The sequence below is a fragment of the Ensifer sp. R1-3 genome (genome assembly GCF_056739175.1).
Genome location: NZ_CP096515.1, coordinates 1,362,935 through 1,376,818 on the forward strand (window position 1 = coordinate 1,362,935; position 13,884 = coordinate 1,376,818).

Here is a 13,884-nt window from a genome sequence, read left to right on the forward strand (position 1 = left end):
CAATTCAGCGTAACGGAGCCGCAAGGACGGATCGTTTCATCAGGGAATTCATGGGAGTACACACTGCGCTCCGATGCTCGGCCTACTGCATGTCTCCTAAATTGACCTCGATTTAAGGACGAAGACATGCAGCACTTCAAAGTGCTACAGCGACCTTTGCGCGTCTGATAAGACGCGCGGCGCTGTAGGCCTCCCAAGGACGCAGGCAACGTTCACGAGTCATGCACGAAAACGTGGTCTCGCCAGCCTTTTCCGGTGAACGAAACTCTGCTCATTTGCGTATTAGAAAAAGTCGAATGACACCGAGGAGACCCCATGCCCAGCTATCGCGCGCCGAAGATTGCCGCTGCCGAAATCACACCGGAGCGCTTCTTCCTGGATCGGCGGACTTTCATCGCCGCCGCGGCCGGAAGCCTGGCCCTCAGCGTACCCAAGCCAAGCCGCGCGGCCGCACTCGAGGCGTCCAAGAGCACGTACAGGGCCGATGACCCCGCAACGCCGGAAAAGGACGCCACCACCTACAACAACTTCTATGAATTCGGGACGGGCAAAGGCGATCCGGCTGCCAACTCGGCAAACTTCAAGCCGGCGCCCTGGACGGTGAAGGTCGACGGATTGGTCGGCCAGCCGCGGGAATTCGGCCTGGAGGAACTCCTGGCCTTCCCTCTCGAAGAGAGAATTTACCGGATGCGCTGCGTCGAAGCGTGGTCAATGGTCATTCCCTGGATCGGCTTTCCATTGGCCGCGCTCCTCGACAGGGTCGAGCCGCTCGGAAGCGCGAAATATGTCGCCTTCGAGACCGTGGTCCGGCCCGAGGAAATGCCGGGCCAGTCCGGTTATTTCCAGCCCCTGGAATGGCCCTACCGGGAAGGCTTGAGGCTCGACGAAGCGCGCCACCCGCTGACGATCCTCTCCGTCGGGCTCTATGGCAAGACGCTGCCGAACCAGAACGGCGCACCGATCCGCCTGGTGGTCCCGTGGAAATACGGCTTCAAGGGAATCAAGTCGATCGTGCGCATCTCGCTCACCGAAACGCCGCCGCCGTGCACCTGGAATCTCGCCGGGCCGAGTGAATACGGCTTCTATGCCAATGTGAATCCGGCCGTCGATCACCCCCGCTGGAGCCAGGCGACCGAAAACCGTATCGGTGAAGGCGGCTTCTTCGGCGCCAACCGCCGCGATACGCTCCCTTTCAACGGCTACGCAGAGGACGTCGCGAGCCTCTACGCCGGCATGGACCTCAGCGTGAATTTCTGAGGATGCGGAGCCTTCCTGCCCTGCCGAAGCGATTGCACGGCCCTTCGATCTGGGCGCTCTATATACTCGGCTTCCTACCGGCCGTCTGGGGGTTCTATCTGGGAGCCACCGGTCGGCTGCCCGGAAATGCGGTCAAGGAATTCGAGCACCTGCTCGGCATCTGGGCCCTGCGCTTTCTGATTGCCACGCTGGCGATCACGCCGATTCGCGACCTGTTCGGCGTCAACTGGCTCAGATACCGCCGCGCCCTGGGCCTCCTCGCCTTTTATTATGTGATGATGCATTTCCTCACATATATGGTGCTGGACCAGACGCTCCTTCTCCCGGCGATTGTCGCCGACATCGCCCGTCGTCCCTTCATCACCATCGGCATGGCGGCCCTCGTGCTGCTCATCCCGCTGGCGGTTACATCGAACAACTGGTCGATAAGGCGCCTCGGGCAACGATGGAACAAGCTTCACAGGCTCGTCTACGTGATCGCCGCGGCCGGAGCGCTGCATTTCGCCATGTCGGTCAAGGTCGTCGGCCCCGAGCAAATGCTGTATCTCTTCCTTGTGGCGGTCCTCGTCGCCTGGCGCGCCGTTAGAAAGCGGTTTCTGCGGTGGCGGCGACAGGGCACCGCACCCATGCGGTCGCAAGCCAGAGCGGGATAAAGGCGCCAGTGGGGAAGCGCCGCATTGGCCAAGGTCTCGCAACACCTCTCCCGACCCTCATTCCTGTGCTCGTCACAGGTATCCAGCCCAGGCACGTCCTTGGGCTGAAAGGCTCTCCCGCGCCGCAGACGCGGCGCTGGCTGGATCCCTGTGACGAGCACAGGGATGAGGGGGGCGGAGAGGCACAGTCCACTTCTCATAGCCGGTGTGGAAAGTCCGGAGTTGGCGTGCATATCCGCAAGCGAAAGTTTCCGTTGCGCCCTCGCACTCCCTCTCCCTCATTCCTGTGCCTGTCACAGGAATCCAGCCAGCCCAAGTCTTTGGGCTGAAAGGACTTCAGCGCCGCAGACGCAGCGCTCTTCCCTGCGACAAGCACAGGGATGAGGACCTACTTCCACTTTCAATAGAACGAGAAAAAGCGGCCGGGTGAAATTATCACCCGGCCGCTTTCATTCTTTGGTCAGCTCTGACGAAATCAGGCCGCTTCGGCTGCTTCAGCTTCGGCAGAAACGCGGGCGCGGTCCTTCGAACCCTTGGCGTCGACGTCGCGGTCGACGAATTCGATGACGGCGAGCGGGGCATTGTCGCCCTGGCGGAAGCCTGCCTTCATGATGCGCAGGTAGCCGCCGTTGCGGGTGGCGTAGCGCGAGGCAATTGCGTCGAACAGCTTCGAGACGACGGCAACGTCGCGGATCTGCGAGATCGCCTGGCGGCGGGCATGCAGATCGCCGCGCTTGCCGAGCGTGACGAGCTTTTCCACGATCGGGCGGATTTCCTTGGCCTTCGGCAGGGTCGTGACGATCTGCTCGTGCTCGATCAGCGAAGCTGCCATGTTGGCAAACATCGCCTTGCGGTGGCTGGCGGTTCTATTCAGCTTGCGGCCGGCTTTACCGTGGCGCATGGCTATTCTCCTTTACTTGCAGGCATCCGCCCGCAGTCTAATAGGTTAGTACTGGTCTTCGTAACGCTTGGCGAGATCTTCGATGTTCTCCGGCGGCCAGGACGGCACTTCCATGCCGAGGTGCAGGCCCATGGAAGCGAGAACTTCCTTGATCTCGTTGAGCGACTTGCGACCAAAATTCGGCGTACGGAGCATTTCTGCTTCGGTCTTCTGAATGAGGTCGCCGATATAGACGATGTTGTCGTTCTTCAGGCAGTTGGCCGAACGGACGGAAAGCTCCAGTTCGTCGACCTTCTTGAGAAGCGCGGGGTTGAAGGCGAGTTCGGTGACTGCCTCTTCCTCGGTTTCCTTCTGCGGCTCGTCGAAGTTGACGAAGACCGACAGCTGGTCCTGAAGGATGCGGGCCGCGAAAGCGATCGCATCTTCGCCGGTGACGGAGCCATCGGTTTCGATGGACATCGTCAGCTTGTCATAGTCGAGAACCTGGCCTTCACGGGTGTTTTCCACCTTGTAGGAGACCTTCTTGACCGGAGAGTACAGGCTGTCGACCGGAATGAGGCCGATCGGCGCATCTTCCGAGCGGTTGCGGTCAGCCGGTACGTAGCCCTTGCCGTTGTTGACGGTGAACTCCATGCGGATTTCCGCGCCCTCGTCGAGGGTGCAGATCACGTGGTTCGGGTTGAGGATCTCGATGTCGCCAACCGTCTGAATGTCACCGGCGGTCACGACGCCTGGACCCTGCTTGCGCACGACCATGCGCTTTGCGTCGTCGCCATCCATCTTGATGGCGATTTCCTTGATGTTGAGCACGATGTCGGTCACGTCTTCCCGGACGCCCGGGATAGAAGAGAACTCATGCAATACGCCGTCGATCTGAACCGCGGTTACGGCAGCACCGCGCAGCGACGACAATAGAACGCGGCGAAGCGCGTTGCCGAGCGTCAGGCCAAAGCCGCGCTCAAGCGGCTCCGCGACCAACGTTGCCTTGGTGCGGCCGGAGGAGGCGAACTCCACCTTGTTCGGCTTGATCAATTCCTGCCAATTTTTCTGGATCATGTTTTCTGCCTTCCGTTCGTTGCCACCATCCAATCGTGACAACCGAGCCCCGAAGACCGGGAGGACACCGGAAAGTCCTCACCGGAATGTTGAATACAGATGATCAGACGCGGCGCTTCTTGCGCGGACGGCAGCCATTGTGCGGGATCGGGGTCACGTCACGGATCGACGTGATCATGAAACCTGCAGCCTGGAGCGCGCGAAGAGCGGATTCACGGCCGGAACCCGGACCGCAAACTTCCACTTCCAGCGACTTCATGCCGTGTTCCTGGGCCTTCTTGGCGCAATCTTCAGCGGCGATCTGCGCGGCGAACGGGGTCGACTTGCGCGAACCCTTGAAACCCTTCGCACCGGCGGACGACCAGGCAATAGCATTGCCCTGCGCGTCGGTAATGGTGATCATCGTGTTGTTGAACGACGAGTTGACGTGTGCAACGCCCGACGTAATGTTCTTGCGCTCGCGACGGCGAACGCGGGTGGCTTCCTTGGCCATAGGATCCCTTTCTTAGATCTCTGCACCGCCGTAATTCCAGCGGCTCCACCGGGAAAAGGATTTGTCGTCCCCTGCCCTGCATCTTACGATTCGCGACAGCCGGCGCACCGGCCTCGCGAGCATTCCGAGGAACAGGTAACGGTCCTCGCGTTGGTCGGACACTTGCCCTTCCCAAACTGCAAAAGGAGGCCGGCGCGTGCGCCAGCCTCCCGTTTTCCCTTTTCGGGAAATTACTTCTTCTTGCCGGCGATCGCCTTTGCCGGACCCTTGCGGGTGCGGGCATTGGTGTGCGTGCGCTGACCGCGCACCGGCAGGCCGCGACGATGGCGAAGACCGCGATAGCAGCCGAGATCCATCAGACGCTTGATGTTCATCGAGGTCTCGCGACGCAGGTCACCCTCGACCTGATAGTCGCGGTCGATCGTTTCACGGATCTGAAGGACCTCCGCGTCCGTCAACTGGTGAACGCGACGTTCGGCCGGAATACCGACCTTCTCGATGATTTCCTGTGCGAATTTCGTGCCGATCCCGTGAATATACGTCAGCGCGATGACGACGCGCTTTGCGGTCGGGATGTTGACGCCAGCGATACGTGCCACGTCTATTCTCCTTGCGTTCCAGTTGCCTACAGGCAATAGGTGCTTCGTTACGCGACCTTAAGAGCCGCACTTTGATTGAGGTTCGAGACACGTCAAAAACGACCGTACCCGGACTTCATTTCGTTGAAGACCGCGCCGATCGCTTCTCTTGTCGCGAGTTGACGCAGTCTTTGGAGGAATCGGCCGGAAAAGTCAACTCCCCGGCGCTCCCATTTTGGCAAAGGCAGCGCCTATGCCAGAATCTTCTCGATCTCGGCGGTAACCGTATGCACATCCGCCATGCCGTCCACGGTCTTCAACCGATCGGTTCGGGCGTAGTGTTCCGAAAGCGGAGCGGTCTTTTCCCGATATTCCTGCAGACGACGCCGGAATGCTTCCGGATTGTCGTCGGAGCGTACGGTGCCGCCGGCCGCGACGGTTTCGGTTACGCGATTCTCCATGCGCCGCACAAGGGCTGCCTCATCGACCTTCAGCTCGATCACCGCATCGAGTTTCAGGCCTTTTTCCTCAAGCATCCGGTCGAGCGCTACGGCCTGCGGAACCGTGCGCGGATAGCCGTCGAGAATGAAGCCCCTTGCGCAATCCGCAGAATCGATGCGGTCGGAGACGATCTCGTTGACGATTTCGTCGGAGACGAGCTGGCCGGCATCCATCACGGCTTTCGCGCGCTTGCCGACTTCGGTCGCCTGAGCTACCGCCGTCCGAAGCATATCCCCCGTGGAAAGCTGCGGAATGCCGTATCTCTCCGTCAGAAGCTTGGCCTGAGTACCCTTGCCAGCGCCCGGCGGTCCCAAAAAAATTAGCCTCATCGTCCCCTCTTTCCTCCGCGCAGCTTCGACTTCTTGATCAGTCCCTCATATTGCTGGGCAATGAGGTGACCCTGGATCTGTGCTACCGTATCGAGGGTCACGCTGACAACAATCAAAAGCGACGTACCACCAAGGTAGAACGGCACGCCTGTCTGCGAGATGAGTATCTCGGGCAGGATGCAGACGAAGACCAGGTAGATCGCGCCGATGACGGTGATGCGCGTCAACACGTAATCGATGTATTCGGCCGTGCGTTCACCGGGGCGGATGCCTGGAACGAACCCGCCATGCTTCTTCAGATTGTCGGCCGTATCCTTCGGATTGAAGACGATGGCCGTATAGAAGAAGGCGAAAAAGGCGATCATCGCACCGTAAAGGATCATATAGAGCGGCTGACCGTGAGCGAGCGCACCGACGATCGCGGTTGCCCAGCCGGGCATGGTCGCGGTGTTGGCAAAGCCGGCAAGCGTGGCGGGCAGCAGGAGAAGCGACGACGCGAAGATCGCCGGGATCACACCCGAGGTGTTGAGCTTCAGCGGCAGGTGCGACGTGTCGCCCTGGAACATGCGGTTGCCGACCTGGCGCTTCGGATACTGTATCAGCAGGCGGCGCTGCGCGCGCTCGACGAAGACGATCAACGCGATCACGCCGACGACCATGACGATAATCGCAAGGATGAGAGGCGTCGACATAGCACCGGTACGGCCGAGCTCAAGGGTCCCGGCAAGCGCCGAGGGCAGAGCGGCGACGATGCCGGCGAAGATGATCAGCGAAATACCGTTGCCGATGCCGCGGGACGTGATCTGCTCACCGAGCCACATCAGGAACATCGTGCCGCCGAGCAGCGAAATAACGGTGGAAATCCGGAAGAACCAGCCCGGATCGTTGACGAGGCCGCTGCCGCTTTCGAGACCGACGGCAATACCGTAGGCCTGCATCGCACCCAGCAGCACCGTACCGTAGCGGGTGTACTGGTTGATGACCTTGCGGCCCTGCTCGCCTTCTTTCTTCAGCTGCTCGAGCGCCGGAACGACCGACGTCATGAGCTGCACGATGATCGATGCGGAAATGTAAGGCATGATGCCGAGGGCGAAGATCGCCATGCGCTCGACCGCGCCGCCCGAGAACATGTTGAAGAGGCCGAGGATGCCCCCCGACTGTCCCTGGAATGCCTGCGCGAATGCGTCCGGGTTAAGGCCCGGCAACGGAATGTAGGTGCCAAGTCGATAGACCAGAAGCGCACCGAGAGTGAACCAGAGGCGTTTCTTCAGATCTTCCGCCTTGGCGAAAGTCGAAAAATTCAGGTTCGAGGCGAGCTGTTCCGCTGCAGAAGCCATGCAATTCTCCGCGTACCAAGTCTCGGAAACACGGGAAAACCCGGTCGTTCCGGATGGAATCAGTTTTCGTCGTTGAAAACCAGGCACGAGGCGATTGTCGCTGCAATCGGATGCCTCACCGTGGTTTCCGTTATGTCCCGTCGCGGCAGGCGATTCGCTGCGCTTGGACGTGAGGCTCACATATGGGAGCAAAACCGCCCGGCGTGAAGCACCCCGGGCGGTTCATCAGTCATATTTATTCAGCGGCTGCGGAGAGCAGCTTGATGGAACCGCCAGCCTTCTCGATCTTCTCGATCGCGGGCTTGGAGGCGCCGGCAACTTCGAGCGAAACCTTCGCCTTCAGTTCGCCGTCGGCGAGAACGCGCACACCATCCTTGACGCGGCGGATAACGCCGGCCGCCTTGAGAGCAGCGGCATCAACGGTCTTGGATGCGTCCAGCTTCTTGGCATCGACTGCGGCCTGAATCCGGCCGAGCGACACGACAACGAACTCCGAAGCGAAGATGTTGTTGAAGCCGCGCTTCGGCAGGCGACGGTAGATGGGCATCTGACCGCCTTCGAAGCCGTTGATCGCGACGCCCGAACGCGCCTTCTGACCCTTTACACCGCGACCGGCCGTCTTGCCGGAACCGGAGCCGATACCGCGGCCCAGGCGCTTGCGGTTTTTGGTCGCGCCTTCGTTGTCCTTGATTTCATTCAGTTTCATATCTCGATCCCCCTCACTTCTCGTCGACGACGCGAACGAGGTGCTGGACGGCCCGGATCATGCCGCGAACGGCCGGAGTGTCTTCCAGCGTGCGTACCCGGTGCATCTTGTTGAGGCCCAGGCCGACGAGCGTCTGACGCTGCACGGCCGGACGGCGAATGGGGCTACCGATCTGCTCGACGGTAACCGTCTTCTTGGCAACTTCCTTCTTAGCCATCTGTCAGCTCCCTTATTCTTCGGAAGCAACGCCGGCGGAAACGCGACGGGACTGGAGCGTGGCGTACTTCATGCCGCGCTGTGCCGCGATATCCTTCGGGTGCATCTGGTTCTTGAGCGCGTCGAAGGTTGCGCGAACCATGTTGTAGGGGTTCGACGAACCGGTCGACTTGGCTACGACGTCGTGAACGCCGAGCGTCTCGAAGACGGCGCGCATCGGGCCACCGGCGATGATACCGGTACCGGGCTTGGCCGAGCGCAGCAGCACCTTGCCGGCGCCATGACGACCGTGCACGTCGTGGTGCAGAGTGCGGCCACCGCGCAGCGGTACGAAGATCAGGTCACGCTTGGCGGCTTCCGTTGCCTTGCGGATGGCTTCCGGCACTTCGCGTGCCTTGCCATGGCCGAAGCCGACGCGGCCCTTCTGGTCGCCCACGACGACGAGAGCGGCGAAACCGAAACGACGACCGCCCTTCACCACCTTGGCGACGCGGTTGATAGCGACGAGCTTATCGACAAACTCGCTGTCGCGCTCTTCGCGGTTCTGGCGATCTTCGCGAGAACCTCTTCTTTCTTGTGCCATTGTCCTCTTCCTTTTTCTTTTCCGGGTGCAATCGGCAGATTGACGAAAGCCGCCTCGCTTCCTTGGAAATCGAAGCGGCCGGGGATTTGCGAAGCCGGGTTACGCCCGGGCATTGCTGCCCGGGCGACGAACCTTAGAAGTTCAGGCCGCCTTCGCGAGCTGCCTCGGCCAGCGCCTTGATGCGGCCGTGGTAGATGAAGGCGCCACGGTCAAAGACAACGTCCTTGATGCCCGCCTTGGAAGCACGTTCTGCCAGGAGCTTGCCGACAGCCGTAGCGGCTTCGGTATCCGCTCCGGTCTTCAGCGAAGACCGCAGATCCGTGTCGAGGGTCGATGCCGAGGCAATCGTCTTGCCGGCAACATCGTCAATGATCTGCGCATAGATGTTCTTCGACGAGCGATGAACCGACAGGCGCGGGCGGCCATTGGCAACCGCCTTGATTTGACGGCGCACGCGGCTGGCGCGACGCACAAGAGTATCTTTCCTGCTAGCCATTTCGCGTGATCCTTACTTCTTCTTGCCTTCTTTGCGGACGATCCGCTCTTCGGCATACTTGACGCCCTTGCCCTTGTAGGGCTCGGGGCCGCGGTATTCGCGGATTTCCGCGGCAACCTGGCCGACCTGCTGCTTGTTGATTCCGGAAACGACGATTTCCGTCGGCTTCGGCACAGCGATCGTGATGCCTTCCGGCGTCTGGTAGACGACGTCGTGGCTGAAGCCGAGCGCGAGCTGCAGGTTCTTGCCCTGCATGGACGCGCGGTAACCGACGCCGTTGATTTCGAGCTTGCGCTCGTAACCGTCCTTCACACCCTTGAGGATGTTCTCGATCATCGTGCGGGACATGCCCCACTTTGCGCGAGCATCCTTGCTCTCGTTGAGCGGCTGAACGACAACCGTGTTGTTTTCGAGCTTCACCGAAACTTCGTCATTTGCGACGAAGAACAGTTCGCCCTTCGGGCCCTTTGCCGTTACCTTCTGGCCATCCACGTTAGCCGTGACGCCTGCCGGAACTTGAACGGGCTTCTTACCGATACGAGACATTTTTATACCTGTCTGTTCGCTATGGAGATCCTGCTCGATCTTAGAAGATCGAGCAAAGAACCTCACCACCAACATTCTGTTCGCGTGCCTGGTGATCGGCCATCACGCCCTTCGGAGTCGAAAGGATGGTGATGCCGAGGCCGTTCGCGACCTGCGGAATGGACTTGACCGAGACATAGACCCGGCGGCCCGGCTTGGAGACGCGCGCGATCTCACGGATCACGGAGGCGCCTTCGTAGTACTTCAATTCGATGTTCAGCTCGGCCTTGCCGTTGCCGAATTCGACTTCTGAGTATCCGCGGATGTAGCCTTCAGCCTGAAGGACATCCAGCACGCGTGCGCGAAGCTTGGAAGCCGGCGTCGAAACGCTCGACTTGCGGCGAGCAGCGCCGTTGCGGATACGGGTGAGCATATCGCCCAAAGGATCAGTCATTGCCATGTACCCGTCTCCTTACCAGCTCGACTTGACCACGCCCGGCACCTTGCCGAGATTGCCCAGTTCGCGAAGTGCAATACGCGACATGCGCAGCTTGCGATAATAGGCACGCGGACGACCGGTGACTTCGCAACGATTGCGGATGCGGGTCTTGGACCCATCGCGGGGCAGTTCAGCCAGCTTGAGGGTGGCCTTGAACCGCTCTTCGATCGGCAAAGACTGGTTCATGATGATTGCCTTCAGGACCGCGCGCTTGGCGGCGTGATTGGCAACCAGTTTGCGGCGGCGCTTGTTCTTTTCAACTGCGCTCGTTTTCGCCATAACAGTTATCCTTCTTTACGCTTGCCGTTACGGATTACTGACGGAACGGGAAGTTGAACTCTTTGAGAAGAGCGCGTGCTTCGTCGTCGTTAGTTGCCGTCGTGCAAACGATGATGTCCATGCCCCACATCTGATCAACCTTGTCGTAGTTGATCTCAGGGAACACAATGTGCTCCTTGATGCCCATGGCAAAGTTGCCACGACCATCGAAGGACTTCGGATTGAGGCCGCGGAAGTCTCGAACACGCGGAAGAGCGATGTTGATGAGACGATCCAGGAACTCATACATCCGAACGCCGCGCAGGGTAACCTTGGCACCAATCGGCATGCCTTCGCGAAGCTTGAAGCCCGCGATGGAGTTGCGAGCGCGGGTGATGACCGGCTTCTGGCCGGCAATCGCAGCGAGGTCGGCAGCAGCAACCGTCGGCTTCTTGGAATCGCCGGTCGCTTCGCCAACACCCATGTTGATGACGATCTTGTCGAGGCGCGGGATCTGCATTTCGTTGGCGTAGGAGAACTGCTCCTGCATCGCCTTGCGGATGCGCTCTACATATTCCTTCTTGAGCCGCGACTCATAAGCGGACTTAGCCATCGATCACATCTCCCGAACGCTTGGCCACGCGGACCTTCTTGTCACCATCGATCTTGAAACCGACACGGGTCGGCTTGCCGTCCTTCGGATCGGCGATCGCGATGTTCGAAAGGTGGATCGAGGCTTCCTTTGTGATAATGCCGGCTTCCTGGTTCTGAGTCTGGCGCTGGTGACGCTTCACCACGTTGACGCCGCGCACGAGAGCCCGGTCTTCCTTCGGCATGACCTGAATGACTTCGCCGGTACGGCCCTTGTCCTTACCGGTCAGAACGACGACCTTGTCGCCTTTGCGAATCTTTTGCATCTCTGATCGCTCCCTTAGAGTACTTCCGGAGCCAGCGAGATGATCTTCATGTGGTTCTTGGCGCGGAGTTCGCGCGGAACCGGTCCGAAGATACGGGTGCCGATCGGCTCTTTCTTGTTGTCGATGAGAACGGCTGCGTTGGTGTCGAAACGGATGACGCTGCCATCCGCACGGCGGATGTCTTTCGCGGTGCGAACGACAACAGCCTTCATGACATCACCCTTCTTCACGCGGCCGCGCGGAATGGCTTCCTTGATCGAAACGACGATGATGTCGCCGATCGACGCGTATTTGCGCTTGGAGCCGCCCAGCACCTTGATGCACATGACACGACGTGCGCCGGAATTATCCGCCACGTCGAGGTTTGTTTGCATCTGAATCATGTCAGGTCGCCTTCTTGTTGTTACCAGGCCGGTTGGGTCGAAACCCCCTCGCCCGGCTTATTGTGCTCATCTCAAAGCAAAAGAACGCTCGAACTCGAGCGTTCCTCGGCTTTAATTGCGTGCTTCATACAGATATTTGCCCGAGACGCAAGGGTCCGGCGGACAAAACCTGCAGAAATCAAGACTGGGCGGAAACGACCGTCCAGCGCTTGTCCTTGGAAATCGGCGCGCATTCCTCGATGGAAACGAGGTCGCCGACCTTGAACTGATTGTTCTCGTCGTGAGCCTTGTACTTCTTGGAACGACGAACGGTCTTCTGAAGGATCGGGTGCGCAAAGCGGCGCTCGACCCGGACGACGACGGTCTTGTCGTTCTTGTCGCTGACGACGGTGCCCTGCAGAATGCGTTTCGGCATATTGTTCTGGTCCTTAGGCCTTGGCTTCTGCCGCCTTCTGGCGGGCAATGGTTTTGATGCGTGCGATGTCCTTGCGGACCTCGTTGATACGCGAAGACTTCTCGAGCTGGCCAGTCGCCTTCTGGAAGCGCAGGTTGAACTGCTCCTTCTTCAGCTTGGCAAGCTCTTCCTTGAGTTGGTCGGCGCTCAGAGCGCGAACATCTGCGGCTTTCATGAGCTTCACTCCTTACTCTGCGATACGCTGCACGAAGCGCGTCTTGACAGAGAGCTTGGCAGCGCCGAGGCGAAGTGCCTCGCGGGCGAGCTCCTCGTTGACACCGTCGATCTCGAACATCATGCGGCCGGGCTTGACCTTGCATGCCCAGTATTCGACCGAACCCTTGCCCTTACCCATGCGGACTTCGGTCGGCTTTGCCGTGACCGGAACGTCGGGGAATACCCGGATCCAGACGCGGCCGGCGCGCTTCATATGACGGGTGATCGCACGGCGGGCCGCTTCGATCTCGCGAGCATTGACGCGGTTGGGCTCCTGGGCCTTCAGACCGAATTCGCCGAAGGCGAGGTCAGAGCCGCCCTTCGCGACGCCCTTGATGCGCCCCTTGAACTGCTTGCGATACTTCGTACGCTTTGGCTGCAACATTTTTTTACTTCTCCGATATTGGCTGCCACGCGCGAATGTTACGCGTTCTCGCGGCGACGCTCTCTGCCGCTACCGCCCTGGTTGTCACTCTCGGTCGCGCGGCGCTCGGAAGCCATCGGATCGTGCTCAAGGATTTCGCCCTTGAAGATCCAGACCTTGACACCGCAGATTCCGAAAGCGGTTTCGGCTTCGGCCGTACCGTAGTCGATGTCGGCGCGCAGCGTATGCAGCGGAACGCGGCCTTCACGATACCATTCGGTACGGGCGATTTCCGCACCGCCGAGACGGCCGGCGCAAGTGATCTTGATGCCTTCGGCGCCGAGGCGCATCGCCGACTGAACGGCACGCTTCATCGCACGACGAAACGCTACGCGGCGCTCGAGCTGCTGAGCGATCGACTGCGCAACGAGCGTTGCGTCGACTTCCGGCTTGCGCACTTCGACGATGTTGAGGTGCGTTTCCGAATTGGTCATCTCGGAAAGCTTCTTGCGAAGCTTTTCGATGTCGGCGCCCTTCTTGCCGATGATCAGGCCCGGGCGAGCCGAGTGGATCGTCACGCGGCACTTCTTGTGCGGACGCTCGATCACGACCTTGGCGATACCGGCCGACTTCAGCTCTTCCATCAGATAGGCGCGGATCTTCAGGTCTTCGTGAAGAAGCTGGCCGTATTCCGCGTTATCCGCGAACCAACGGCTATCCCAGGTCCGGTTGATGCCGAGACGGAAACCGATCGGATTAATCTTCTGGCCCATTATGCGGCCTCCCCTTTGGCTTCCACTTCACGAACAACGATCGTCAAGTGCGCGAACGGCTTTTCGACGCGCGATGCACGGCCGCGACCACGGGCGTGGAAGCGCTTCATCACGATCGACTTGCCAACAAAAGCTTCTGCGACGATGAGCGAATCAACGTCGAGATCATGGTTGTTCTCTGCGTTGGCGATCGCAGATTCAAGCGTCTTCTTGACCGTGCCTGCGATGCGCTTGCGCGAGAACTCGAGTTCGGCCAGAGCCCGGTCGACCTTCTTGCCGCGGATCAGCGCGGCAACGAGGTTGAGCTTCTGGGGGCTGACGCGGATCGTGCGCGCAACTGCCTGCGCCTCATTATCCTTCAGCCGGCGTTCGGCTTTTGCCTTGCCCAT

General features: G+C 60.0%; 23 protein-coding genes. 2 read left to right on the forward strand and 21 right to left on the reverse strand.

Annotation, left to right across the window (positions count from 1 at the left end; all coding sequences use genetic code 11):
• Positions 1 to 315: 315 nt before the first annotated feature.
• Both msrP and msrQ read left to right on the forward strand, forming a co-directional pair.
• Positions 316 to 1,257 carry a protein-methionine-sulfoxide reductase catalytic subunit MsrP gene (gene msrP, locus M1D43_RS06560; protein ID WP_153314738.1) on the forward strand — a complete coding sequence of 314 codons (942 nt, stop codon included), beginning with the start codon at positions 316 to 318 and terminating at the stop codon, positions 1,255 to 1,257.
• A gap of 2 nt (positions 1,258 to 1,259) precedes the next feature.
• A complete protein-coding gene (gene msrQ, locus M1D43_RS06565; protein ID WP_003536490.1) occupies positions 1,260 to 1,910 on the forward strand; it encodes a protein-methionine-sulfoxide reductase heme-binding subunit MsrQ in 651 nt (216 codons plus the stop codon).
• A 475-nt stretch (positions 1,911 to 2,385) separates the two neighbouring features.
• Here the strand turns inward: msrQ and rplQ are convergent, their stop codons facing one another.
• The 21 genes from rplQ to rplV form a co-directional block, all read right to left on the reverse strand.
• Entirely contained in the window at positions 2,386 to 2,811 is a 426-nt protein-coding gene (rplQ, locus tag M1D43_RS06570; RefSeq protein WP_003536492.1) for a 50S ribosomal protein L17, read from the reverse strand.
• Positions 2,812 to 2,856: 45 nt separating this feature from the next.
• Positions 2,857 to 3,867 (reverse strand): DNA-directed RNA polymerase subunit alpha, encoded by a 1,011-nt coding sequence (locus M1D43_RS06575; protein WP_003536494.1) that lies wholly within the window; start codon positions 3,865 to 3,867, stop codon positions 2,857 to 2,859.
• A 103-nt stretch (positions 3,868 to 3,970) separates the two neighbouring features.
• Complete coding sequence (rpsK, locus tag M1D43_RS06580) at positions 3,971 to 4,360, reverse strand: 30S ribosomal protein S11 (RefSeq protein WP_003536496.1); 390 nt, start codon at positions 4,358 to 4,360, stop codon at positions 3,971 to 3,973.
• Between the two features lie 230 nt (positions 4,361 to 4,590).
• Complete coding sequence (gene rpsM / locus M1D43_RS06585; protein ID WP_003536498.1) at positions 4,591 to 4,959, reverse strand: 30S ribosomal protein S13; 369 nt, start codon at positions 4,957 to 4,959, stop codon at positions 4,591 to 4,593.
• 230 nt (positions 4,960 to 5,189) lie between these two features.
• The gene (locus M1D43_RS06590; protein ID WP_153314742.1) at positions 5,190 to 5,768 is read right to left on the reverse strand and encodes an adenylate kinase; all 579 of its coding nucleotides are present in this window, start codon (positions 5,766 to 5,768) and stop codon (positions 5,190 to 5,192) included.
• Positions 5,765 to 7,105 (reverse strand): preprotein translocase subunit SecY, encoded by a 1,341-nt coding sequence (gene secY, locus M1D43_RS06595; protein WP_498814155.1) that lies wholly within the window; start codon positions 7,103 to 7,105, stop codon positions 5,765 to 5,767. Before secY ends, M1D43_RS06590 begins: the two co-directional genes overlap by 4 nt.
• A gap of 235 nt (positions 7,106 to 7,340) precedes the next feature.
• Positions 7,341 to 7,811: a 50S ribosomal protein L15 gene (gene rplO / locus M1D43_RS06600; protein ID WP_003536505.1), complete on the reverse strand. Its 471-nt coding sequence runs from the start codon at positions 7,809 to 7,811 to the stop codon at positions 7,341 to 7,343.
• A 13-nt stretch (positions 7,812 to 7,824) separates the two neighbouring features.
• On the reverse strand, positions 7,825 to 8,028 hold the full coding sequence (gene rpmD / locus M1D43_RS06605; protein ID WP_003536508.1) for a 50S ribosomal protein L30: 204 nt from the start codon (positions 8,026 to 8,028) through the stop codon (positions 7,825 to 7,827).
• A gap of 12 nt (positions 8,029 to 8,040) precedes the next feature.
• A complete protein-coding gene (gene rpsE, locus M1D43_RS06610) occupies positions 8,041 to 8,610 on the reverse strand; it encodes a 30S ribosomal protein S5 (protein WP_003536510.1) in 570 nt (189 codons plus the stop codon).
• 133 nt (positions 8,611 to 8,743) lie between these two features.
• Entirely contained in the window at positions 8,744 to 9,106 is a 363-nt protein-coding gene (gene rplR, locus M1D43_RS06615) for a 50S ribosomal protein L18 (RefSeq protein ID WP_003536512.1), read from the reverse strand.
• 12 nt (positions 9,107 to 9,118) lie between these two features.
• Positions 9,119 to 9,652: a 50S ribosomal protein L6 gene (rplF, locus tag M1D43_RS06620; RefSeq protein ID WP_003536514.1), complete on the reverse strand. Its 534-nt coding sequence runs from the start codon at positions 9,650 to 9,652 to the stop codon at positions 9,119 to 9,121.
• A 40-nt stretch (positions 9,653 to 9,692) separates the two neighbouring features.
• Positions 9,693 to 10,091, reverse strand: coding sequence for a 30S ribosomal protein S8 (gene rpsH / locus M1D43_RS06625; RefSeq protein ID WP_003536517.1), 399 nt, complete (start codon positions 10,089 to 10,091; stop codon positions 9,693 to 9,695).
• A gap of 12 nt (positions 10,092 to 10,103) precedes the next feature.
• Entirely contained in the window at positions 10,104 to 10,409 is a 306-nt protein-coding gene (gene rpsN / locus M1D43_RS06630) for a 30S ribosomal protein S14 (RefSeq protein WP_003536519.1), read from the reverse strand.
• Positions 10,410 to 10,443: 34 nt separating this feature from the next.
• On the reverse strand, positions 10,444 to 11,001 hold the full coding sequence (gene rplE / locus M1D43_RS06635) for a 50S ribosomal protein L5 (protein WP_003536522.1): 558 nt from the start codon (positions 10,999 to 11,001) through the stop codon (positions 10,444 to 10,446).
• Positions 10,994 to 11,305, reverse strand: coding sequence for a 50S ribosomal protein L24 (gene rplX / locus M1D43_RS06640; protein ID WP_003536524.1), 312 nt, complete (start codon positions 11,303 to 11,305; stop codon positions 10,994 to 10,996). The genes rplE and rplX overlap by 8 nt, the downstream gene beginning before the upstream one ends.
• 14 nt (positions 11,306 to 11,319) lie before the next feature.
• Positions 11,320 to 11,688: a 50S ribosomal protein L14 gene (rplN, locus tag M1D43_RS06645; RefSeq protein ID WP_003536525.1), complete on the reverse strand. Its 369-nt coding sequence runs from the start codon at positions 11,686 to 11,688 to the stop codon at positions 11,320 to 11,322.
• Between the two features lie 178 nt (positions 11,689 to 11,866).
• A complete protein-coding gene (rpsQ, locus tag M1D43_RS06650) occupies positions 11,867 to 12,103 on the reverse strand; it encodes a 30S ribosomal protein S17 (RefSeq protein ID WP_003536527.1) in 237 nt (78 codons plus the stop codon).
• A gap of 13 nt (positions 12,104 to 12,116) precedes the next feature.
• Positions 12,117 to 12,317, reverse strand: a complete 201-nt coding sequence (rpmC, locus tag M1D43_RS06655) for a 50S ribosomal protein L29 (RefSeq protein WP_003536529.1) — start codon at positions 12,315 to 12,317, stop codon at positions 12,117 to 12,119.
• Between the two features lie 12 nt (positions 12,318 to 12,329).
• Positions 12,330 to 12,743: a 50S ribosomal protein L16 gene (rplP, locus tag M1D43_RS06660; protein ID WP_003536531.1), complete on the reverse strand. Its 414-nt coding sequence runs from the start codon at positions 12,741 to 12,743 to the stop codon at positions 12,330 to 12,332.
• A gap of 38 nt (positions 12,744 to 12,781) precedes the next feature.
• Positions 12,782 to 13,495, reverse strand: a complete 714-nt coding sequence (rpsC, locus tag M1D43_RS06665) for a 30S ribosomal protein S3 (protein WP_003536533.1) — start codon at positions 13,493 to 13,495, stop codon at positions 12,782 to 12,784.
• Positions 13,495 to 13,884, reverse strand: coding sequence for a 50S ribosomal protein L22 (gene rplV, locus M1D43_RS06670; RefSeq protein WP_003536535.1), 390 nt, complete (start codon positions 13,882 to 13,884; stop codon positions 13,495 to 13,497). Before rplV ends, rpsC begins: the two co-directional genes overlap by 1 nt.

What these genes read in the sequence shown, in the direction of transcription:
- msrQ (WP_003536490.1), top strand. Translation starts at nt 1,260, where the DNA reads ATGCGGAGCCTTCCTGCCCTGCCGAAGCGATTGCACGGCCCTTCGATC.
- rplV (WP_003536535.1), bottom strand. Translation starts at nt 13,884, where the DNA reads ATGGGCAAGGCAAAAGCCGAACGCCGGCTGAAGGATAATGAGGCGCAG.
- rplO (WP_003536505.1), bottom strand. Translation starts at nt 7,811, where the DNA reads ATGAAACTGAATGAAATCAAGGACAACGAAGGCGCGACCAAAAACCGC.
- rpsQ (WP_003536527.1), bottom strand. Translation starts at nt 12,103, where the DNA reads ATGCCGAAACGCATTCTGCAGGGCACCGTCGTCAGCGACAAGAACGAC.
- rplQ (WP_003536492.1), bottom strand. Translation starts at nt 2,811, where the DNA reads ATGCGCCACGGTAAAGCCGGCCGCAAGCTGAATAGAACCGCCAGCCAC.
- rpsN (WP_003536519.1), bottom strand. Translation starts at nt 10,409, where the DNA reads ATGGCGAAAACGAGCGCAGTTGAAAAGAACAAGCGCCGCCGCAAACTG.
- rplN (WP_003536525.1), bottom strand. Translation starts at nt 11,688, where the DNA reads ATGATTCAGATGCAAACAAACCTCGACGTGGCGGATAATTCCGGCGCA.
- rpsK (WP_003536496.1), bottom strand. Translation starts at nt 4,360, where the DNA reads ATGGCCAAGGAAGCCACCCGCGTTCGCCGTCGCGAGCGCAAGAACATT.
- rpsH (WP_003536517.1), bottom strand. Translation starts at nt 10,091, where the DNA reads ATGGCAATGACTGATCCTTTGGGCGATATGCTCACCCGTATCCGCAAC.
- rplX (WP_003536524.1), bottom strand. Translation starts at nt 11,305, where the DNA reads ATGCAAAAGATTCGCAAAGGCGACAAGGTCGTCGTTCTGACCGGTAAG.
- M1D43_RS06590 (WP_153314742.1), bottom strand. Translation starts at nt 5,768, where the DNA reads ATGAGGCTAATTTTTTTGGGACCGCCGGGCGCTGGCAAGGGTACTCAG.
- rplE (WP_003536522.1), bottom strand. Translation starts at nt 11,001, where the DNA reads ATGGCTAAGTCCGCTTATGAGTCGCGGCTCAAGAAGGAATATGTAGAG.
- rplP (WP_003536531.1), bottom strand. Translation starts at nt 12,743, where the DNA reads ATGTTGCAGCCAAAGCGTACGAAGTATCGCAAGCAGTTCAAGGGGCGC.
- rpsC (WP_003536533.1), bottom strand. Translation starts at nt 13,495, where the DNA reads ATGGGCCAGAAGATTAATCCGATCGGTTTCCGTCTCGGCATCAACCGG.
- secY (WP_498814155.1), bottom strand. Translation starts at nt 7,105, where the DNA reads ATGGCTTCTGCAGCGGAACAGCTCGCCTCGAACCTGAATTTTTCGACT.
- rplF (WP_003536514.1), bottom strand. Translation starts at nt 9,652, where the DNA reads ATGTCTCGTATCGGTAAGAAGCCCGTTCAAGTTCCGGCAGGCGTCACG.
- rplR (WP_003536512.1), bottom strand. Translation starts at nt 9,106, where the DNA reads ATGGCTAGCAGGAAAGATACTCTTGTGCGTCGCGCCAGCCGCGTGCGC.
- M1D43_RS06575 (WP_003536494.1), bottom strand. Translation starts at nt 3,867, where the DNA reads ATGATCCAGAAAAATTGGCAGGAATTGATCAAGCCGAACAAGGTGGAG.
- rpmC (WP_003536529.1), bottom strand. Translation starts at nt 12,317, where the DNA reads ATGAAAGCCGCAGATGTTCGCGCTCTGAGCGCCGACCAACTCAAGGAA.
- msrP (WP_153314738.1), top strand. Translation starts at nt 316, where the DNA reads ATGCCCAGCTATCGCGCGCCGAAGATTGCCGCTGCCGAAATCACACCG.
- rpsE (WP_003536510.1), bottom strand. Translation starts at nt 8,610, where the DNA reads ATGGCACAAGAAAGAAGAGGTTCTCGCGAAGATCGCCAGAACCGCGAA.
- rpmD (WP_003536508.1), bottom strand. Translation starts at nt 8,028, where the DNA reads ATGGCTAAGAAGGAAGTTGCCAAGAAGACGGTTACCGTCGAGCAGATC.